This is a genomic window from Paenibacillus sp. FSL M8-0334 (assembly GCF_038000405.1).
GTDB classification, from domain to species: Bacteria; Bacillota; Bacilli; order Paenibacillales; family Paenibacillaceae; genus Paenibacillus_AQ; species Paenibacillus_AQ campinasensis.
Genome location: NZ_JBBOCH010000002.1, coordinates 806,952 through 828,128, shown reverse-complemented (window position 1 = coordinate 828,128; position 21,177 = coordinate 806,952). Strand labels below are relative to the sequence as shown.

Below are 21,177 nucleotides of genomic sequence, written 5' to 3'. Positions count from 1 at the left end.
CGTATTAGTTTTCCGAGCATCGATCACAGCACACAGATTGGCCTGCCTGGTGGGTATCGCGCCGCACTAGTCCACTTGATATTGCACCATACATACCACCATGGCCGGTGAGTACCCACCGTGCACGCCTCCACAGCCCAGTGACCTAGTGAATACGCACCGCAACCCACTTACCCCGCGATCAGCAAGCCGACTGCCCAAGCGGCAGCACCGCCAAGCAGCGAGCTGATCATATTGACGGCATCGTTATTCATCGCTGACCATCCTCTTGCACGCACCGTCGCCGCGCCGCAGTGATTCGGCACCTCCACTTCCTTCCCGCAGACCTGACAGCGGTACATGAGCTGCACCGTCGCGCCCAGGTACGAGTCGGTGAAAGCCCCGACAAGCCCGCCCGCCAGTCCGGCCAGACTGTACGCGGCCAGATGCGGGGCCATCCCGGCGACTGCCGCAAATGCATAGGCGCCGAGGCCGATAATGAGACCGCCGAGCGCCGCAGCTGCTGATCCGAGCCAGGATACGCCGCCTGACGTCCCCGCCGGCAGCACCTTGCCGCTGAGAATCGAGCGCGGCGGCTTTCGGCTCAGACTGCCAACTTCCGTTGCCCAGGTATCCGCCGTCACCGCTGCCATCACGCCGATGAACAGCCATATCCATACCTCGCCCGGGCTCCAGTAATGGATGAGACACAGCAGCATGCCGATACCGCCGTTCGCCAGCACCTGGCCGGCATCCCTGCGGCCCGTCTTCGCGTATGATTTCTCAAGGTCGGCCTTTCGGGCCGAGCGAAACCGCGACAGCAGCGTCGAGGTAATGAAAAAAAGAAGCAGGATCCCAAACCACAGCATGTTCCCTGCTCCGTAATAGATGGTTCCCATCACCAGCGCTGCGATCGCTCCGGATTTCGACAGCGATTCTTTCCAATAAGCGGCTCCAGCGACTGCCGCGGCACCTGCGGCCCCGATCAACCAGTCCACGGCTCATCCTCCCATCTGATTCCTCTTCTCGATATGCGGTGTCTATCCGATCTGGCAGCGTCCCAGCCTGTGCTCTCCCCAGAACAGCTCAAACACATCGTTGCTCTCTACAGGACCGACACCGGCAGGCGTACCGGTAAAGATCAGATCCCCTTCGCCAATGCCATAGAATGCCCCGATATGATCAATGATCGTCTGCAGCGAGAAAATCATATCCTTCGCATTGCCTCTCTGTACCTCTTGCCCGTTCTTCATAACGGTAAAATCCGTTTCATTCAGCTTATCCACACCCGGGAACGGCACGAAATCCGTCAGAGGCGCAGACGATTTGAACGCCTTCGCCGCCGTCCATGGATGCCCCTTCTTCTTCAGCACATCCTGGACGTCGCGCAGCGTAAAGTCAATGCCAAGCGCCATGCTCTCCACCAGTTCCTCAACCTTCATTCCCGGCTTATACTCGCGTTCGGCACGAATGACCAATTCGCCTTCAAAATGCAGGCTGCCCCGGTTTAGCGGCAGATCCAGCACCGCTCCATCCAGCGGAACCACCGCATGCGTCGGCTTCATAAAGATCATCGGCGACTCCGGTACGGCATTGCCTAGCTCTTCGGCATGGAGACGATAATTTCGCCCCACACAATACACGTTTCTGATGAATGTACTCATTCTTTACGCCCATCCTCTCCATATTCTTCGCCAGAACGAAATCTTCTGCCCAAGTTTGCTCATAAATATTTGGCCCCACGTATCGGGGCGGTTCGTACAGATCATAATTTCCGGGTTCATGCGGGCCAAGGATCTCATCACTTTCGGATCATCCACGGTCCAGGCCATCGGCGTAATGCCGTTCTTCACCAGATCGGCTGCAAAGGCAGCGTCCAGATGCGAGTAACCGATGGACAGAAACGTGCATTTCATCCGCTTGAGCCGCGACAACAGATTGCGCGGGTGGCTGTCGATAATGAGGCCGGTCCGCACCTTCGGCTCTAGCTCCTTCGCCGTGACCAAAGCCTTCGGCTCAAACGAGGTCAGCACAATGTCAGACAGCATGTCATGCGTTTCAACACACGCGAGCACCTTCTCCTCCAGCCCGGGATACATATTCCCGCTCGTCTTCAGCTCAATGTTCACCTTCAGACGCCCTTTGACCAGCTGCAGCACCTCATCCAGGGAGGGGATCTGCTCTCCAGCGAATTGCCGCCCCTTCCAAATCCCGGCGTCCATCTTCCGTATTTCCTGCCAGGTCAGATCCTTCACTTTCCCCCGCCCGGTCGTGGTGCGGTCTACACTGAAATCATGAATGACAACAGGCACACCGTCTCGGGTCATCTGCACATCAATCTCCAGCCATTCCACAAACGGCTCATCCATCGCCATTTGAATCGCCGCCCGCGTATTCTCAGGCGCTTTGCCCGAGAAACCCCGGTGAGCCACACATAAATTATTCATGGGGGACCTCCCTGCATACTTCGAAATATGTTTACGGGCCTGGAACAGCCTCACCACTTGGCTTGATCTGAATCCCGCCGATCGAGCGTTCCTGAACCTCTTGCAGCAGCGCAAGCGCCTCATCGCCCTCAAGCGGAATCACTTGCCCCACCTCTGTCCGGTACGGGATCAGCTTCATGTCGCAATCGCCCTTGTCCGTGCAGGTAGCCTGGAACACCGCGGTCTTCCAAGTATCCGGGTTCGTTGATTTCGTAAAAATAAAATTACCAGTGCTGTAAGCAATCCATTTCCCGTTATAGCGTTCCAGCCCCTGCAGCACATGCGGATGCCCGCCGATACACAGATCGGCTCCCGCATCAATGAAGGCGCGCGCCAGCATCAGCTGGTTATCGTTCGGACGGAATTTCAGCTCCTCGCCCCAATGCGCCATCACCACCACCAGATCGGCACGCTCCCGCGCTTCCCCAATGGCTTCAACCACTTGAGGCAGCACATGATCATAGGCCCCGGCTACGCCGGGCCTGTCATCCAGAGCGTACCAGCTCGTTTCCGGGAGCACCCTGCTGAATCCAAGCAGCGCCACGGTCATCCCGTTCAATTCGAAATAACGGGCACTGTAAGCTTCCTGTGCATTCTTCCCGGCGCCGACATAATCAATGCCATACTCCTGCAAATGCTGCAGCGTATCCAGCAAGCCGTCCACGCCCTGGTCCAGAATATGATTGTTGGCCAGGTTAACCGCATCAACGCCTGCCTCCCGCATAGGGCCCAGCGCTTCCGGGGAGGACTTGAACACATAGCGCTTGTTGGCCGGAACACCTCTTACCGTCACCGGTGTCTCCAAATTCAGAACCGTCAGATCATCATCAAGAAATGTCGTTCCCAGATAGCGATAAGGATAATCATAACCGTGCTCCTGGAGCATCCCTTCCACCTTGCCGGAAAATAGGGTGTCTCCAGCAAAACTCATGACCACCGATCTCGGCGAATCCGGCTCTTCTATGTTCTCATTTCCTTCAGAAGAAGCGTCCGGTTCATCCGTCAGCGGCGGATTTCCTTCACCTTCCGGCGGCAGCTCCGGCGGAGGCTCCTCGTCACTTGACGCTTCATGGCTGCTCGCTCCGTGGTCGTCGGCTCCGTCCTCCGTCATGCCGGTTGCCGGATACGCAGGTCCCTCTTCCGCCTGCGGCTCCTGCAGCACAAAATAATATACAAGCAAGGCAGCGATCAGTATGATCAACAATAAGTTCAAAAACATCCATACCCTGCCGCCTCGCTCACGATGGGCCTTCTTCTCGGCCTTGCTCTTCTCCGTACGCGACAGTTGCATCGTTCACTCCTTGAAAATATTCATTTTTTTCACATCATTTTCGTAACGCCTTTTCCATTATACCAGCTTCTCTTCAAAGAGTAGAACCCCCCGTCATCGCCGGGGAGTTCTTTATTGGCAAACCTATTTAAATATTGGGCTTATCAAATATTACTGCTCCTGCGTCTCAGCCAGCAGCGTAATGACCGAATCGCTTAACGCCTCCATATACAGCGGATCGCTGTTCAGCGAGTCAATGCGCATAAGCCGCATGTCCATCTCTTTAGCCACGCTCTTCGCTTCAATGTCCAGGTCATACAGCACTTCGAGATGGTCTGACACGAATCCGACCGGTGCGACGAGCACATCCTCCACCTGCTCCTTGTTGAGATTTTGCAGCGTGTCCAGAATATCCGGACCGAGCCACGGCTCGGCGGTGCGGCCTGCGCTCTGCCATGTGAACTGCCACTGCTTGACTCCCGCTTGGTCGGCAACGGCTTTGGACGTTTCGAGCAGCTGATCCTGGTATGGGTCGCCCATCGACAAGATCCGCTCCGGCAAACTGTGGGCGCTGAACAGCACTCTGACACTGTCACGGTCTGCGCCCGCCTCCTCGAACTGGTTCAGCTTGGCCGATACCCGGTCGGCGAACGCCTCGATCAGCTTCGGATGCAGATGATAGCTCTCCACAAACGAAATCTCAAGTCCAAGTTCATCCGCTTTCGCCTGCGCTCGTTTTATATAAGATCCGATGCTCATGATCGAGTAATGAGGGGCCAGCACAATGCCAACCGCCTTCGTGATCCCGTCTCGCACCATGCTTTCCACGCCGTCCTCGATGTACGGGGACGCATGCTTCAAGCCTTGATAGCATACAAACTCCGTATCAACCGCCCGCGGATCAACGTTCAGCGTCTCCTGCAGCGTTTGAACCTGACGGTCGGTATTTTCCCGAAGCGGGAATACCCCTCCGACAATGGCCTCATAACGCTCGGTCAGCTCCTTTAGCTGCTCCTCCGAAGGCTTGTTTCCTCTGCGAATATGGGTGTAGTAGCTTTCGATTCCTTCCATGCTTTCCGGTGTACCGTATGACATGACCAATACGCCGATTCTGGATTTCATATTCCATTCACCTCTTCTGCTGATTTAGATGATGCTCGCGTCAAGAACCGATTAGGAACGCAGCTCGTGTGCGCCAGCCTTCAGCGCCGTTTCCGAATATTCATGAATAAAGCCCGTCAGCTCACGCAGCTTGTCCAGCGAGGCTTCCGGAAACAATCCATGTCCCAGATTAAACACAAATCCAGGCTCCAGGATTCCCTGATCGATGATGTCCTTGGCATACTGCTGGATCACCGGCATCGGGGCGGTCAGCACCGTCGGATCGAGATTGCCCTGAACCGCGTACTGATGATTCAAGCGACGGCGGCCCTCCGTGATGGACACCCTCCAGTCCAGACCGATTACATCGGCTTGAAGCTGGGTAAGTGTAGGCAGAAGCTCGCCAGAACTTACACCCGGAAAATAAATCTTCGGCACATTCAATTCCTGAAGTTCGGCAAAAATACGTTCTATCGTAGGCAATACGTACGTTTGGAAATCCTGCGGAGAGAGCGCTCCCACCCAGCTGTCAAACAGTTGGAACGCTTTGCCTCCGTTTGCGATATGCGCCTTCAAATAAGTAATAACCATATCGCCGAGCTTCTCCATCAAGGAAAACCATACTTTCGGCTCGCTGTACATCATCTCTTTGGTGCGGAGATAGTTTCTCGACGGTCGGCCTTCGATCAGATAACTCGCGATCGTAAACGGTGCACCGGCAAACGTAATTAGTGGCACCTCAAGCTCCTTGTCGAGGATGCGGATCGTTTCCAGCACATGGCCCAGGTCGCCTTCCACATCAATCGGCCGCAGCTTCTCGACATCGGCCGCCGTGCGGATCGGATTGTCGATGACAGGGCCGATATTCTTGACGATATCAAAATCGATCCCGATGGAAGCCACCGGATTCATAATGTCGGAATACAGTATCGCAGCGTCGACACCCAGCTTCCGAACCGGCATCATGGTCACTTCTGCCGCTAGCTCGGGTTGGCTGCAAATTTCAAGCAAGGAGTATTTCTCTTTGATTTTTCGATATTCCGGGTCATAGCGGCCGGCTTGCCGCATGTACCAAACGGGAATACGGTCCACCTGCTGCTTGCGGCAGGCTCGAATAAACTGGTCGTTATAGGTCATCATTAGGCCCCCATCATTGTGTATAAAAGTTCCTTTCATCATTATGCCCTTTTTAAAAGTAGGTAACAACCGTCTAACATGGATATCCTATGAAAATCGCATGACAATCTTATGACATTGTCATCATATGTATTTGTTGAAATATGTTATACTGGAGGAACGGCGTTTTTCGTGTTCTCTCGAAATGTCTATCGCTTGGTGTTCGGAGAAGACATCTGAGAAAGGAGTGTGAGGAGAACATTGAGCAGTTGGAAAGTAAATCTTATCGTGCTGTGGTTCGGACAGTTCCTGGTCAATTCCGGCATGACGATGATTACTCCGTTCCTAACCTTGTATCTGGCACAGGACCTGAATGTGACCGGCGATCGGACCATCGGGGTATGGGCGGGGTTAATCTTTGCGGCCAACTTTTTAACATCGTTCATTTTCCAGCCGATATGGGGCAAGGTCGCCGATAAGTATGGACGTAAAATCATGCTGCTGCGCTCCGGGTTCGGAATGGCCATTGTCATTGGCTGTATGGGATTTGCCACACACCCGTGGCATCTGCTGGCACTGCGGCTGCTGAACGGAACGATCTCGGGCTTCAATCCGGCAGCGATCTCGCTCGTATCGGGCACCACCCCGAAAAACCGCATGGGCTTCGCCATGGGCATCATGCAGTCGGGTCAAGTAGCCGGAACGATTCTCGGCCCGCTCATCGGCGGTCTGATGGCAGGCTGGGTCGGATATCGGCCTATTTTTTTCATTACGGGAGGACTGATCTTCCTTGCTTCCCTGCTTGCCCTGTTCATGGTTAGAGAAAATTTCGACCGGGAAGAGGCTGCCCACACACCGCAAACCTCGGTGCTTGCCGGGCTTAGAGAACTCAGTCATATTCCGCAGCTTCCGGCCTTGTTCGCCGTTACGTTTCTGCTGCAGTTTGCCATGATCAGCCCGATGTCGCTCCTGCCGCTGTATGTCCAGAAGCTGCACGGCACCGCAGAGGGCATCGCATTATGGGCCGGCTTCGTTGTGGCCGTCACGGGTTTGTCCAATATGATCGCTTCACCGATCCTGGGCCGATTGAGCGACAAGCTCGGTGCGCATCGCATTCTCACCTATTCCTTGATCGGTGCCGGACTGACACTCATCCCGCAGGCGTTCGTGCAGGAGGTATGGCAGCTGATCGTTGTCCGGTTTATGATGGGGGTATTCATGGGCGGATTGCTGCCGAGCGTAAACGCGCTGATTCGTTCCTACACGCCCGATGGCATGGAAAGCCGCTCCTTCGGGTTCAACACAAGCGCGCTGGCGCTGGGCAATATGCTTGGGGCGGTCATCGGCGGATTCCTATCCGGATTCATCGGCATTGAGGGCCTGTTCCTCATCTCGGGCAGTCTGCTCATTCTGAATATGATCTGGGTGAAAATCAAGCTGTTCGCGCATAAGCCGGCACCGAAGTTCCGGTAATCCGCGAACTATAATGAAATGGCAAAAAAGCGATGCATCCTGAACCGAGGGTGCATCGCTTTTTCAATTATAGGACCATCAGCCGTGCATTCCACCCGGGCTGTTCACTTCACGCGCGCAAGAATGAGCCCGTCGTAGGCGGGAAGCAGCGTGCTCACCAGCCTCGGATCTGTCGCGATCCGCTCGTTGAAGTGGCGTACTGCCTGCACTGAGGGACCATTCTTATCCGGATTGAGGGTTCTGCCGCGCAGGAAGCAGTTATCTCCTGCAATCAGCGCTCCCGGATTCGCCAGCTCAATCGCATAATCCAGGTATAGCGGGTAGTTCTCCTTATCCGCATCGATGAAGAAAAAATCAAAGGTCCGTCCCTCGCGCTTCAGTCCGGCTAAAGATTCCGCAGCAGGGCCAATCCGATATTCCACCCGGTCTTTGAAGCCAGCCTTCTCCAGATGGCTGCCAGCCAGGGCGGCGTACTCCTCCTTCAGCTCAAGCGAAGTCAGCCTTCCTCCTTCGGGAAGACCCCGGCACAGACAGATGCCGCTGTAACCGCCCAGCGCCCCGATCTCCAGCACGCTTCGTGCCCCCGCCAGCTGGACAAGCAGGGTGAGCAGCCTCCCGTAGGCAGGCGCTACAGACACCTCCGGCATGCCGTGTTCTTTGATGGCCTCCAGAACCTGCAGCAATTCCTCATCTTCCGGGTATAATTGGTTAACATAATCATGGGCTTCGATCAACAAAGGGAAACCCTCCTTCTAATCTAATATTACCGCGCCGAATGCGTCGTCCAAGCCGTTCACTCGTGGTCTATCATATGACAATTGTCTTGAATAATGCAATCGCCTATACTATAGAGATTGAACCGGCGACCTTACCGCCGTAATTATGTTAATGGAGTTGACTTCATCAATGCCACAATTACAATTAATCGCCACAGCCCCAATGGGATTGGAAGCTGTCGTAGCGCGCGAGCTGAAAGAGCTCGGATACACCGATATGGAAGTGGAGAACGGGAGAGTCACCTTTTCCGGAGATCTGATCGATATTTGCCGCTGCAACCTGTGGCTTCGCACCTCGGACCGCATCCTGGTCAAGATGGGAGAATTCAACGCCGTCACCTTTGATGAGCTGTTCGAGGGAACGAAGGCGCTCCCGTGGGAGCAGTGGATCCCGGCAGACGGAGAGTTTCCCGTGGAAGGCAGATCGCATAAGTCCCAGCTCAGCAGCGTTCCTGCATGTCAGGGCATCGTCAAAAAAGCAATCGTAGAGAAACTGAAGCAGTCCTATCACACGGAATGGTTTCCCGAGGACGGTCCCCGCTACCTGATCGAAATTTCGCTGCTCAAGGATCGCGCATTGCTGACGCTGGATACGACGGGCCCCGCTCTGCATAAGCGCGGATACCGGAAGCTGGTGACCGAAGCGCCGCTGAAAGAGACGATGGCTTCGGCCATGCTTCAGCTGAGCCGCTGGGGCCCGCATCGTCCGCTGTATGATCCGTGCTGCGGATCAGGCACGATTCTGATCGAGGCGGCTCTGATGGCATGGAACATTGCGCCTGGACTTCGCCGCTCCTTCCCCTCCGAGCACTGGGGTATGATCGGGGACAAGCTGTGGGAGGAGGCCCGCGAAGAGGCGTTCGATGCGGTAAAGGACGACATTCCGCTGCTCATCGCCGGAAGCGACATCGATCCGAAGGCGATTGAAGTCGCCAAGGCCGCTGCCAAAAGCGCCGGTCTGGCCGGCGAGATCGATTTCAAGGTTCTCCCGGCGTCCAAAGCGGTGCCGGAAGGCGAATATGGCTGCCTGATTACCAATCCTCCGTATGGAGAGCGGCTGAGCGAGAAAACCGAGGTCGAACGCCTGATCCGGCAGCTCGGCATGACGCTGCAGCAGCTGCCGACCTGGTCCTTTTTTGCCCTGAGCCCAACGAAGCAGTTCGAGCATTATTTCGGACGCAAGGCCGACAAGCGGCGGAAGCTGTTCAACGGCCGGATTGAATGCCAATACTATCAATATCTTGGACCGCTCCCTCCTCGATAAGTCGAATGCACATAACGCTGGGAACCGATAGTTGCATAAGGGAGGTTTGATCGCAATGCCAGTGCGAATATCAAGCGGAGGCCCAGCTCGCTCCGTGGGCTGGCTGCATTACCGGTATACCTGGTATATCCTGTTTCTTGTGCTGATGCTGTACAAGCTGGTGTGGATGCATACCAATCTGCAGCTCGCTAATATGAACATGGACAGGGCCGACTATATCATCGCTGTCGGCTCGCTGCTGCTCGTCTCATTCTGGACACTATGGCTGCCGCCAAAAGGAAGGCTTGCTGCACTGACCCTGCTGAATCTGGCTCTGACCGGGCTGATCTACGCCGACCTTGTGTTTTACCGGTATTTCGATGATTTCATTACCGTACCGGTGCTGATGCAGGCAGGACAAGTCAGCTCGCTTGGCGGGAGCATCGGGACGCTGCTGGAACCGGGGGATATCCTCTTCTTCCTGGACTGGATTCTCGTGATCCCTGTCGCGATCATGATTCTGTTCCGCAGGAAGAAGAATCCCCAACTCAGTGTGGGCTACGATTCCCCTGTCGACCGCCGCCGCAGAAGAAACCGCAGACTTGCTCGCGCCGCAGCAGGAACCGCCGTGCTGATTCTGGGCGGATGCATGACCTTCTTCCCGATCCAAAAAGCCTCCGACACCTGGGCCAAAGGGCTGTTCGCCGGCAATTGGTGGAACGTCACCTTGTACAATGTTACCGGACTCATCGCCTTTCATGGCTATGACATGTACCGCTACAGCCGGGATCATCTGGTAGGCCAACCGGGCTTGTCGGAAGAACAGATCGCAGAGGTGAAGCAGTGGCTGGATGGCCGCCGTTCGAACCGGGCACAGCTGAACGACCTGTTCGGCAAATATAGGGGCAGCAACGTCATGATGATACAGACCGAGGCCTTGATGAATGCGGTCATCGGGCAAAGCGTGAACGGACAGGAAATTACGCCAAATCTGAACAAGCTGATGGAAGAAAGTCTGTACTACAGCCAGTTCTATCACCAGACGGCGCTCGGGCGCACATCGGATGCGGATTTTGTGACCCAGAGCTCGCTGCTGCCGTTGTCCGCCGGCTCTGTATTTACACGGTATCCGGATCGAGGCTACGATGTTCTGCCGAAAATTCTGAAGGAACACGGCTACGCCGCCAATGTGTTTCATGCCTATGAGAGCAGCTTCTGGAATCGGCAGACCGTGTATGCCGCCATGGATTATGATCGCTTTTTCAGCAAGAAGGATTACGAGTTAACCGAAACGTTGGGCTGGTCGCTGAGTGACAAAGCTTTTTTCTCCCAATCCCTTGAGATGATGTCGGGGATTCAGCAGCCCTTTTACTCTTTTCTCATTACATTGACCAGCCATCACCCATACAGGCTTCCCGAGCCTCATCGCAAGCTGGATACCGGGGAACTTGAAGGCACGATGCTTGGCGATTATTTGAACTCGATTCATTATGTCGATGAAGCCTTCGGCGAACTGATCGAGCAGATGAAGCAGCAGGGATTGTGGGATAACACCATTCTCATCATCTATGGCGACCATGACAACTCCATTAAAGATCAGAGCGCTTATGAGCAGTGGTTAGGACGCGAGCTGTCCGAGCTGGATATGGAGCAGATGATGAACCAGGTTCCGCTTCTCATTCGTCTGCCTGACGGGGCACATGGCGGCACGATCGACCCCGAGGCGGCCGGAATGATGAATGTTGCACCTTCCATTCTGCATCTGCTCGGTATCTCTTCCGAGCCTTATTACTGGATCGGCACCAGCCTGTTCGATGAGCGTGATCGGCTGATCCCGCTCCGCAGCGGCGCTTTTTCCTCGAAGGATGTATATTATCTTCCATCAGAGAGCCGCGCATTCGAGGAAGGAACCTGCTACAGCCTGGAATCGCGTCAACCAACAGCGGTCGCGGCCTGCCGTGAAGGATACGATGAGGCGCAGACGATGCTGGAGGTTTCCGACAACGTCATTCTGTATCATCTGCTGCCGCAATTCCGATCTAACGGTCAGCCAAGCGATCAAGGTCATGCAGCGAAATAAACATAAAACCTCCAAGCGGCTTTTCTGCTCGCTTGGAGGTTTTTTAGTGCATCATCCCGCTGGCGGCCTAGGAAGAAGGCTGGTTCACCCGCATTAGATTTTGCAAATCATGCCCGGTCGGGTTCTGGAACAACCGTAATCCGAACTCCGGTGCAATCGCAAAAATATGATCGAAGATATCCGACTGAACACCCTCGTAATTCACCCAGTTCGTATCGTTGGAAAAAGCGTAGATCTCCAGCGGCAGCCCATGCTCTCCGGGCTCGAGCTGTCTGACCATCAAGCTCATCCCTTTATGAATTTTAGGATGCTGCTTTAAATAGTTCTCAATGTAGATCCGAAACACGCCGATATTCGTCATCGCCCTGCCGTTGACCCGGTTCGATGTATCGATCTGTCGTTCCTCATTGTAAGCCCGGATCTCCTCTTCCTTCGCGGAAATGTAATCGGCCAGGTAATGAATCGACTTGAACTTCTCAATCATCTCGTCGGTGCAGAACTTGATGCTGCTTGTATCAATGTAGACCGGACGCTTGATTCTCCGCCCGCCGGAAGCCTGCATCCCGCGCCAGTTTCTGAATGAATCCGAGATGAGAGCATAGCTTGGAATGGTCGTAATTGTCTTGTCAAAATTCATCACCTTGACCGTATTCAAGGAAATGTCGATGACATCACCATCCGCGCCGTATTTCGGCATCTCGATCCAGTCACCTACACGCACCATATCATTGGTTGTCAACTGGACGCCTGCCACCAACCCCAGCAGTGAATCCCGGAACACAAGCATCAGCACCGCGGACAGCGCACCGATTCCGCTGAGAAGAATGAGCGGACTTTGGCCGATCAGGTTGGCGATGATCAGAATGCCGCCGATAATAAAGATGAAAATTTTGACAACCTGCAAATATCCTTTAATCGGCTTGATCTTGGACACTTCAAATGTCTGGTAGATGGCATTGACCGCATTCAAGAATGAATCCAGAACCAGAATCATGACCACCATAATGTATACAACGGCGGCTTTCTCAATCCAGATTTGATAGCTTGGAAAAACCGAGGCAAAATAATAAATGATCAGGGCGGGCACGATGTGCGAGAGCTTCTGAAATACCTTTTTCTCCAATATGATATTGTCCCATGTGTATCGGTTATTGTTAATGTAGTGGGTAATGATCCTTAGTACGATTTTTTTCGTAATAAAGTTAGCCACCATGCTGAGTCCGGTAATGAGCAGAATCATGATGACATTGGCAAGATAACCCGCCGTGCGGGTCTCCAGGCCGTAATCGACCAGCAGCTTCGTGATGTACTCCATAGTTCCTCCTGAATTCGCAACATTTTTGCAGGCAAGATAACCTGGCTTAGTCTACTATTATAGCAAAAGAAGTGCGAACTTCGCACATATTCGGCCTATCCATGTTATACAGCCAGGGTGTTGGATATACTTACGTTAAACTTGGAAGTATGCGTAGCCGTATCTCGTTTAGCAGTCACATCTCAGCCTTGTTCCGAAACAATAATCGATAGATGAAGGGATGGAGGGGCGTATATGTCCGATAATCAGTGGAATTTAAAAATGATAAACCACATCAAAGAAACGGACCGCAAGGAGCTGCAAGCCATATTGGACGAGCTTCATCCTTATGATATCGCCAGGATCTACAAGGAACTGTCCCGCAAAAAACGCTTTAAATTTCTGCTCCTTCTTACGGTTGAACAACTAGCCAGTCTGATTGCAGAGCTGGACACGACCGATCAGATCGAAGTATTGAACCAGCTTGGCGTGGAGAAAACATTGCAAGCCATGAACCTGATGGACCATGACGATTTGGCTCAACTCCTGGACGTGCTGGATGCGGATAATCTTGAGCATTTTCTATCTGAAATGAAGGAAGAGGAATCGCAGGCGCTAGTAAGCCTGATGCACTACCCGCAGGAAACAGCGGGAAGAATGATGACCAACCGTTATGTGTGGGTTCCTGTTTATTATACGGTACAGGATGTCGTGCAAAAATTACGCACATTCGCCGAAATTTCCGAGACTATCAATTACGTGTATGTTGTGGACGAAGACAAACGCATCCTCGGCGTGGTCTCTTATCGGGATCTTCTACTCGCACATGCCGAGGACCCGGTGGCGGATTTTATGAATGCACGGGTGATCTCCGTCCCGGTCACGATGGACCAAGAGGAAGTGGCCCGGGTGATCGAGCGGTATGACCTTCTGGCTGTGCCCGTCGTTGAAGCAAGCAACGTCCTGGTAGGCATTATTACCGTCGATGACATCGTGGACGTTGTCATCTCTGAGGCTAATGAAGACATTGAGAAGTTGTCTGCCGGGGGCAAAGCGATCAATTTCGATACCCAAGCCTGGACGGCAGCTCTTCGCCGCTTGCCGTGGCTGATCCTGCTGCTGTTGATTGGCCTTCTATCGGGCAGCATCATCAGCGGGTTTGAAGAGACGCTGGCCCAGGTCGTTGCTCTGGCATTCTTCATGCCGATGATCGCCGGAATGACCGGGAATACTGGCACCCAGTCGCTCGCTGTTGTCGTGCGAGGATTGATCACGCGTGAGCTTGATAAGCGGACGGTCTTTCGTCTGATCAGCAGAGAGCTTGGGGTTGGAGTGATCATAGGGGTGACATGCGGAGCTCTTATCGCCATCATTGCGTTCGTCTGGCAAGGCAATGCTGTCCTTGGGCTTGTAGTGGGCAGCTCCCTGTTGGTCACATTAATCATTGGCACATTGGCCGGGACCATTATCCCTCTGATCTTGTATAAATTTAATGTCGACCCGGCCATCGCTTCGGGCCCGTTAATTACAACGATTAATGATATTCTATCCCTCTCGATTTATTTTGGAATTGCCTCGATTTTTATCGCTTATCTGGTGTGACTTGCTTGATTATCCCTTTCGTTCAGGAAGCTTGGAGGCAAAGGGCTGGTCGCTAAGGTAAGGAGGCTGGATAAGAAGAGGGAGTTGTATGGCACCAGGCCCAAACCCGTAACTTGACGATGGATGATGTGGCCAGCGCGTACAGCTATGGGAGGCCAGGTCGCACGGTCATTCATACAGGAAACGGTCTTTAGTCCTTTCGGTATTTCGGTATTTCGGTATTTCGGTCCTTCAGTCTTTAGCAGCCCTAAGACGAGCTTGTTTGCCTCTAAGCTTACCTGACCAAAAGGGATGATGGAGCAAGCGCTCGGAAAACGAGTGCGTGAATCTGAGCCCAAAAAAATCCCGCGAGAGCATCACACTCTCGCGGGATTTCTACCAGCTAACAGGAATAAGCTGTACGCTTACCTTTTGGAATGAAGCTCGGACAGACGCTCCTTCTCTTCCCCAAGCAATTCTTCCGCCAGCTCGACAGAGTTCGGATTGCCTTCATCTGTTAGCTGGGCGACGGCACGCTCTGCGTGAGACAGGGAGTTCTCCGCCTGCTGGATCAGCTGCTCTGTCGGATGGGACATGGCCGAGGATACCGCCCGATGCAGTTTCTCTACCGAATCCAGCGCACTGTTGGCCGGATTGTTGCGTTGAAGACTGGAATCGTGACTGTTCATATCGCTGCTCCCTTCAAAAGTCATAGTTCCTGCTGCCCTCTTAGCATGGATGGTTCAGACAGGAACTATACCTCTTGGGAAGCGGTCTAAAGTGCTGCTGTAGTGATGTTCGCACTAGGATGGCTGTTTGACAAAAGCCTGAGCCTTCTCCAGCACTTCATCTTCGGTAGGGGCGCTGACATAACGGCCGTTAATATAGATGAACGCACGTTTGCCACACGGTCCGCAATACGATTTGCAGCCGACCTTGATTTCAGCATCCGGAGCCATCTTTTTGATTTTCGGAATGATCGTCTTCAGGCGCGTATGCTTGCATTTTTCGCAGACACGAATATCATTTGCCATAACCATTACCTCTTTTGCTCCCGGCAACCTTAGTGGTCGCCATGATTCCCTTGGGATGGATTCGTAATGACAAAGCCTTCCTGCGGAAAGTACAGATAGTCGATTTTGACACCGTCCAGGAAAGGTTGTCCAGTCTCCAGAATGACATCAATATCTTTGTCTGTCGACACGACGATATCATTCTCTTTCGGCGTGTCCAGATCCAAACCATAGTGGGCATGATCGCCATGAGCATGGGTTACGACAACACGGAGTTTTTTATCCTTGTTCTCTTCCTTTTCCAGCTCTCTCTTTATGACTTTTGCCGCGTTGCGGGTAATTTTACATTTCACTTTTGTTCATCTCCTCATGGACGATTCCTTCAGTATGTTATTGTAGCCCCAGGCGACGTTTTTCGCAAGGCCAATAGCGGGACACCCGCGGTTAGATGAAGCGCCGTTACCTCGCGGCAAGGATTCAGACGTCGATTACACGCCTATTTCTGTTCAATGCCAGGGTACTTGCGCTCGATTCGGGATACGAACCAGTTCATCATCAGCATGGTCACCCCGATATCATCGATCGGCACCAGGGGCATCACATCCGGCAGCACCCAGTATAAGGCCACCGGGATAAAGAACAGCAGCTTGTCCACTATCGTAATCTGAGGCGATGCCAAATATCGGAATATCCGCTGAAAGACATGCGCCCAGCGCCGCAATGAGAACAGTCTTCTCCATTTCATCTACCGTTCCTCCGTTCCAAGTCCATTCTTTGCGTTATCTTTACCCATTCGACGTTCCCTCAATCAATAGCACTCTTGACCGAGCTAAAGGAAGACCGCTCGTGCGTCGTCAAGACACGAACCATCTTCCCCTCATCAGCTCCTGTCGGAATCGGCAGTACGAAATGCGAATGCCGGAATGCTCATTCCAGCGCCATAAACGCCGCCAGGATGGCCCCTGTCTCGACACATAAGTCTTCAAAATCCTCCAGCGGCAGCGGATTCACCCCGTATCCGATCTCAATCGTAAATCCCGGCCGTCTGAAGTGCTGGATGAACCAGTCCTTGTAGCCGGCATCGCTCCCCGTCAGCTTCACCGGACGGTAACCGCCCGCCTGCCCCAAGCGGGTAGCCCAGGCTTCGCTCTCCGGCGGCTCGGCATCCCGGTAGTTCCAGTAAATCTCCCTTCCCTGGCTGTGCAGGGAAATGGCCCGGACAGGGGAAATGGCCAGCGTGTGCTGGTAGAGCGCCTGCGCCTCCGGCTCGGACAGCGGGGAAGGGCCGCCATAATCTTGCGGAGCCGGTTCCTGTCGGCCGCGACGCTTCACTTCCTCCTCCCAATACGCCGGGAATTGATCTCCAAGATCGACACCGTTCACATTCGCCTTCCAGCGGCGAAAATCTTGGCGTCCCCCGTTCCAGACAAGCAGCTGCTCATGCAGCGGATGCTCAGGCCCGGCCCCCTCCTGCACCAGCTCAACCCCGTCGGGATTCGCCATCGGCACGAGCCACAGCGTATATTCGCTGTACCACGCTCCTGTGTTATGGCCATAGAGGCCTGATCCCTCGTGAAGCGATCTTGCGTAATCCTCGGCAAAGCGAAGCAGGCACGGAGCCGTTATCCATTCATTGGCATGCAGAGCCGCATTGATATGCAAATGCCGGTCTCCCTTTCCGATTTTCGCAGCATAGATCGCTTTGCCTAAGACGCTCGTGCCAATCTCGCTCCATTCGATAAACGGATACAGCGTTGACAAGCGTTCCATGTCTTGCACCAGCTGGGCTGGTCCGTATTCACCGGCTAGTGTAATGGTATGAGAAACATCCGATGACGGCAGGACGATCACCTTCCCTTCCCGCAGTCCCTGATCGGACAATCCCGGATTTAATTCCTTGAGCGCTTCTTTGCTGAATCGAAACGTCTCCGCAATGCTCTCAAGGCTGTCCCCCTGCTGGATGACATATCTGCGGCGAAGGGATGCCGGGAGATACAGCATTTGCCCCCGGTGCAAATAAGGCTGGCGCGCTGCCCAAGGGTTGGCGATGAGCAGTTGTTCCTCTGCCAGTCCGAAGCGTGCGGCTATTCGTGTAAGCGTATCGCCTTTCTGTACGATATACTGCTGCATGACTACGTCCTTTCTGCGGATGAACCGCGATCGTAATGCCAGTATTCAAAAAAAGGGTACGCCAAATTATATGTAGGGCAAGTCGTCCGACATGAATGTGAAAGGCAAGTTTATGCCGCCGCTGCAAAAGACGTCCAGCCTCGGGCATCTTCTTCTGGGAGCGCCACATGCAAATGGCGGCCAAAAAGGAGATTCCCCTTCGCCGCCACTGCTTGTGAATCATAGAAAGACCATCCCTCCGGAGAGCCAACCGATCTCTGCTGCTAGATTCGGCAATGCCATGTCTGTTAATGCCGAACAACACAAAAAAGCTGGACTCCATAGCACAGTCTGCTGTCATAAAATCATCCTATCCGAATGCGGGTCTTCCTTGGCTACAGCTTCGTGATCTGCCACACGACCGGGGTGCGGGTAATGTGGTCACCCAGCCATTCGGTCGCAATCCGCTGGAACATGATCGGGTCCCCTGTGCAGAAGAACTGGTGTACCGGGCTCTCATCATTGCTGGCCAGCTGCTCTTTGTCATACAATATCGTGCTGACTTCCCGCGCCGTCTCATCGGCAGAGCTGATCAGCTTCACGCCAGGACCCATCACCTGTTGAATTGGCTCCATCAGAAACGGGTAATGCGTGCAACCGAGAATCAGGCAGTCGATGGGCGAGTCTTTAATTCCGTTCAACGATTCCTCAACGACCTTGAGCGACTGGCTGGAACGATACAGGCCGTGTTCTACCAGCTGAACAAGCTGAGGACAAGCCTGGCTCCGCACTTCCACATAAGGCGATAGCTGCTTCAGAGCCGCCGTATAGGCCCCGCTGCTTATGGTGCCAACCGTTCCGATGACACCTACATGGCCGGATTTCGTTGCGCTGATGGCTGCCCGGGCTCCGGGATGAATGACGCCGATCACCGGTACCGACACTTTGGAGGAAATATAATCAAGTGCTGCCGCCGTCGCGGTGTTACAGGCGATAACTACCATTTTCGGATCATACTGAATCAAATAGTCTACAATTTGCTCCGTAAAAACACGGACTTCTTCCGGGGTACGGGGTCCGTAGGGTGCGCGTGCCGTATCGCCAAAGTAAATAATCTTCTCCCTAGGGAGCTGTCTCATCACTTCCTTGGCTACCGTTAATCCGCCTACACCCGAGTCTAGTATTGCGATTGCTTGCTGCACGAACCCACCGCTTCCTTCTCATCAAATTCATGGCTTACGTGATACCATATGTCGTTTCAGAATGAAACGTACCTAAATCTTACTGCAATTCCCCCCGTTCTTCAACACAGGACCATTCGCGGAGGACCATCAGTCGACTTTGTTCAACAAATTGTAGGACTCATGCTCCATATCCGCCACGCTTACCAGGTATACTAGTTGTACCGCATACAGGAAGCAACCACATTCATAGACCGCCTGAGGCTCTGCGGACGAGCGAAGCAAAGGAGCGTTGGAACGTGAAAGGAACTGATCCATCTATTCATCAGCGCATGGAGCTGACAGAAGCAGCCGCTCATTTCATCCATGCCTGTTACCATGAACTCGGCCTGGGCGAGCAAGAAGCCGATAGACGCGTCAAGGAGATTGAACGCGAGATTGAGCGTACCGGCACCTATGAGCATACTCGGGAAGAGCTGGTTCATGGAGCCAAAATGGCCTGGCGAAACAGCAACCGCTGCATCGGCCGCTTGTTCTGGGACAAGCTCCGGGTGCAGGACGCCAGAGATGCAACGAATCCTGACGATATATTAGCCCGGCTCATCGCGCATATCGATACGGCCACGAACGGCGGCAAAATTATTCCGACAATCACCGTGTTCAAGGCAGCTGCGCCAAATGAAGCCCCGCTGATGATCCGCAATCATCAGCTGATCCGGTATGCCGGCTACGACACCCCGGCCGGCATTATCGGCGATCCGGCTTCCATCGCCTTCACCCGGGAATGCCTTGCCCTCGGCTGGGAAGGGAACGGCACCGATTATGATCTGCTGCCCCTCGTCATCCAGCAAGGCGAGGAACCTCCGCACTGGTGTCCGGTCCCCGAAGCCTCCGTGCTGGAGGTTCCCATCGAGCATCCGGATATCCCGGCCATCAGCGAGCTCGGGCTGCGCTGGTATTCCACGCCGATCATCGCCGACATGATGCTGGAGATTGGCGGTATTATCTATACGGCCGCCCCCTTTAACGGCTGGTATATGGGGACGGAGATCGGGGCGCGCAATCTGGCGGACGAGCAGCGATACAACAAGCTGCCGGCGGTCGCACAAGCGATGGGCCTCGATACCCGGAGTGAAGCTACGCTGTGGCGGGACCGCGTGCTGGTCGAGCTGAATTATGCCGTGCTTCACTCCTTCAAGAAGGCGGGGGTCAGCATTGTCGATCATCATACCGCCGCCCATCAGTTCCATCTGTTCGAGCAGCGCGAAGCACAGGCCGGAAGGGACGTTACCGGGGATTGGACTTGGCTGATTCCGCCGATGTCGCCCGCTACAACTCACATTTTCCATAAGAAGTACAGCAACCAAATCAAATCGCCAAACTTTCTTTACCGCAACAAAAAACAGTGAGCGAATATCCGCTTCCACCGTCAACAAGGACGGCTGGCCCTTCGGGACCAGCCGTCCTTCACTTCTGATGTATTGGGAGGTCTTGCTTACTTGATTCGTAGAATCAACAGGCGCCAAGCAGATCGTTATTAAATATGCTCACCGAGCTGAACGGAAGATACTTGAACCACTTTTTCCTTGTCCGCAACCTGGTCCTCTTCCGCGTCATTCCACAGCTCCTTGCCGCTTCTCCAGGATTGGATGTCCGAGATGACATGCTCTGCCCGGTCGGTCATCAGACCGATCAGCTGCACCCCTTGCTCGCCCACTTTCCCGGCAACTTCCTGCACTTTGCTGCCCAAGTTCCGGGTTCCTTCAGCGATATCGCCGCGCAGCTCCTTGCCTGATTTCGGAGCAAACAGAAGCGCAGCCGCGGAGCCGGCAACACTGCCGATCAGAACTCCCCATAACAGACCTTTCGTTTTGTCCTTCATAAGACCCATCTCCTTCTATTTGGCCTGCCCTTCGTCGGACTTGGAGGCATGGCGGTTCCATGAGTGCCATACGGTCACTCCGGCATCGATCCACCGGAAAATCTCACCGATGTGCCGTTCGTTGTCCAGGCGCGCACGCTCAATATGCTCGATGGCCGATACCGATGCTCTTTTTCCGATGGCACGAATGTTTTCAGCCGTTTCAGCTACCGCTGCAGCGGCCTCGGACATGGACGAGGCAAAAGCTTCACCGGCTGCCAGTTGATGCTGCACACTCGTTAAAGCCGCATTCGCCTGCTCCAATACCTGTGATGCTTCCTCCGACAAATGTGCGCTGTCCGCTTCAAGCCTGCTCAGCACCGCTTCGGTCCGCTGTAACACTTTTCGGAACGAGACAGCCATGACCACTGCTGCAGCTGCCATCAGCATAATGCCGATCCCCGCCGCAAGAGCACTCCACTCCGCCATAGGAACCCCTCCTTTCAATCCGACCGGGCGAATGCCTAGTCGCTTGATGCATTATAAGCAGGTTGGGCTTGTTTTGACACAGCTTTCTGCTTTTTTTCGCTGAATCTATAATCCGTGGCGCCTTG

The 21,177-nt window shown here is 53.9% G+C and carries 21 protein-coding genes; 5 read left to right on the top strand and 16 right to left on the bottom strand.

The annotated features are described in order from the left end of the window. Positions 1-170: 170 nt before the first annotated feature. The 6 genes from MKX64_RS17905 to hemE all read right to left on the bottom strand — a co-directional run bounded on the left by MKX64_RS17905 (position 171) and on the right by hemE (position 5,973). On the bottom strand, positions 171-977 hold the full coding sequence (locus MKX64_RS17905) for a DUF92 domain-containing protein (protein ID WP_341036862.1): 807 nt from the start codon (positions 975-977) through the stop codon (positions 171-173). A gap of 42 nt (positions 978-1,019) precedes the next feature. After that, entirely contained in the window at positions 1,020-1,643 is a 624-nt protein-coding gene (locus MKX64_RS17900; RefSeq protein ID WP_095263978.1) for a fumarylacetoacetate hydrolase family protein, read from the bottom strand. A gap of 3 nt (positions 1,644-1,646) precedes the next feature. After that, positions 1,647-2,426 carry a glycerophosphodiester phosphodiesterase gene (locus MKX64_RS17895; RefSeq protein WP_095263977.1) on the bottom strand — a complete coding sequence of 260 codons (780 nt, stop codon included), beginning with the start codon at positions 2,424-2,426 and terminating at the stop codon, positions 1,647-1,649. Between the two features lie 31 nt (positions 2,427-2,457). Further along, positions 2,458-3,756, bottom strand: a complete 1,299-nt coding sequence (locus MKX64_RS17890; protein WP_095263976.1) for a CapA family protein — start codon at positions 3,754-3,756, stop codon at positions 2,458-2,460. A gap of 150 nt (positions 3,757-3,906) precedes the next feature. Beyond that, positions 3,907-4,857 carry a ferrochelatase gene (gene hemH, locus MKX64_RS17885; protein ID WP_095263975.1) on the bottom strand — a complete coding sequence of 317 codons (951 nt, stop codon included), beginning with the start codon at positions 4,855-4,857 and terminating at the stop codon, positions 3,907-3,909. Positions 4,858-4,908: 51 nt separating this feature from the next. Beyond that, positions 4,909-5,973 (bottom strand): uroporphyrinogen decarboxylase, encoded by a 1,065-nt coding sequence (gene hemE / locus MKX64_RS17880; RefSeq protein ID WP_095397959.1) that lies wholly within the window; start codon positions 5,971-5,973, stop codon positions 4,909-4,911. A 240-nt stretch (positions 5,974-6,213) separates the two neighbouring features. On the opposite strand from hemE, the gene MKX64_RS17875 reads away from it, so the two are divergent. Further along, positions 6,214-7,425, top strand: coding sequence for an MFS transporter (locus MKX64_RS17875; protein ID WP_095263973.1), 1,212 nt, complete (start codon positions 6,214-6,216; stop codon positions 7,423-7,425). A 104-nt stretch (positions 7,426-7,529) separates the two neighbouring features. Here MKX64_RS17875 and MKX64_RS17870 read toward each other — a convergent pair whose 3' ends face one another. Then, on the bottom strand, positions 7,530-8,162 hold the full coding sequence (locus MKX64_RS17870; RefSeq protein WP_095263972.1) for an O-methyltransferase: 633 nt from the start codon (positions 8,160-8,162) through the stop codon (positions 7,530-7,532). Positions 8,163-8,331: 169 nt separating this feature from the next. On the opposite strand from MKX64_RS17870, the gene MKX64_RS17865 reads away from it, so the two are divergent. Beyond that, a complete protein-coding gene (locus MKX64_RS17865) occupies positions 8,332-9,465 on the top strand; it encodes a THUMP domain-containing class I SAM-dependent RNA methyltransferase (protein WP_095263971.1) in 1,134 nt (377 codons plus the stop codon). A 55-nt stretch (positions 9,466-9,520) separates the two neighbouring features. Beyond that, positions 9,521-11,524: an LTA synthase family protein gene (locus MKX64_RS17860; RefSeq protein ID WP_095263970.1), complete on the top strand. Its 2,004-nt coding sequence runs from the start codon at positions 9,521-9,523 to the stop codon at positions 11,522-11,524. A gap of 67 nt (positions 11,525-11,591) precedes the next feature. Here MKX64_RS17860 and MKX64_RS17855 read toward each other — a convergent pair whose 3' ends face one another. Next, positions 11,592-12,839 carry a mechanosensitive ion channel family protein gene (locus tag MKX64_RS17855; protein ID WP_095263969.1) on the bottom strand — a complete coding sequence of 416 codons (1,248 nt, stop codon included), beginning with the start codon at positions 12,837-12,839 and terminating at the stop codon, positions 11,592-11,594. Positions 12,840-13,073: 234 nt separating this feature from the next. Between MKX64_RS17855 and mgtE the strand changes: the two genes are divergently transcribed. Further along, positions 13,074-14,420: a magnesium transporter gene (gene mgtE, locus MKX64_RS17850; RefSeq protein ID WP_095263968.1), complete on the top strand. Its 1,347-nt coding sequence runs from the start codon at positions 13,074-13,076 to the stop codon at positions 14,418-14,420. A gap of 404 nt (positions 14,421-14,824) precedes the next feature. Here the strand turns inward: mgtE and MKX64_RS17845 are convergent, their stop codons facing one another. From MKX64_RS17845 to racE, 6 genes are all read right to left on the bottom strand, one after another. Continuing rightward, the gene (locus MKX64_RS17845; protein WP_095264043.1) at positions 14,825-15,088 is read right to left on the bottom strand and encodes a hypothetical protein; all 264 of its coding nucleotides are present in this window, start codon (positions 15,086-15,088) and stop codon (positions 14,825-14,827) included. A 114-nt stretch (positions 15,089-15,202) separates the two neighbouring features. Continuing rightward, on the bottom strand, positions 15,203-15,433 hold the full coding sequence (locus tag MKX64_RS17840; protein WP_095263967.1) for a DUF1450 domain-containing protein: 231 nt from the start codon (positions 15,431-15,433) through the stop codon (positions 15,203-15,205). Between the two features lie 29 nt (positions 15,434-15,462). Then, a complete protein-coding gene (locus tag MKX64_RS17835; protein WP_095263966.1) occupies positions 15,463-15,765 on the bottom strand; it encodes a HesB/IscA family protein in 303 nt (100 codons plus the stop codon). A gap of 143 nt (positions 15,766-15,908) precedes the next feature. Next, the gene (locus MKX64_RS17830; RefSeq protein ID WP_095263965.1) at positions 15,909-16,157 is read right to left on the bottom strand and encodes a hypothetical protein; all 249 of its coding nucleotides are present in this window, start codon (positions 16,155-16,157) and stop codon (positions 15,909-15,911) included. 182 nt (positions 16,158-16,339) lie between these two features. Next, complete coding sequence (locus MKX64_RS17825) at positions 16,340-17,542, bottom strand: M14 family metallopeptidase (RefSeq protein WP_095263964.1); 1,203 nt, start codon at positions 17,540-17,542, stop codon at positions 16,340-16,342. 374 nt (positions 17,543-17,916) lie between these two features. Then, a complete protein-coding gene (racE, locus tag MKX64_RS17820) occupies positions 17,917-18,723 on the bottom strand; it encodes a glutamate racemase (RefSeq protein ID WP_095263963.1) in 807 nt (268 codons plus the stop codon). A gap of 299 nt (positions 18,724-19,022) precedes the next feature. Here racE and MKX64_RS17815 point away from each other — a divergent pair, with 299 nt between their 5' ends. Next, positions 19,023-20,111, top strand: coding sequence for a nitric oxide synthase oxygenase (locus MKX64_RS17815; protein WP_425320431.1), 1,089 nt, complete (start codon positions 19,023-19,025; stop codon positions 20,109-20,111). Positions 20,112-20,239: 128 nt separating this feature from the next. Here the strand turns inward: MKX64_RS17815 and MKX64_RS17810 are convergent, their stop codons facing one another. Beyond that, entirely contained in the window at positions 20,240-20,584 is a 345-nt protein-coding gene (locus tag MKX64_RS17810) for a YtxH domain-containing protein (protein ID WP_095263962.1), read from the bottom strand. Between the two features lie 15 nt (positions 20,585-20,599). Continuing rightward, entirely contained in the window at positions 20,600-21,052 is a 453-nt protein-coding gene (locus MKX64_RS17805) for a hypothetical protein (protein WP_095263961.1), read from the bottom strand. Positions 21,053-21,177 lie beyond the last annotated feature (125 nt).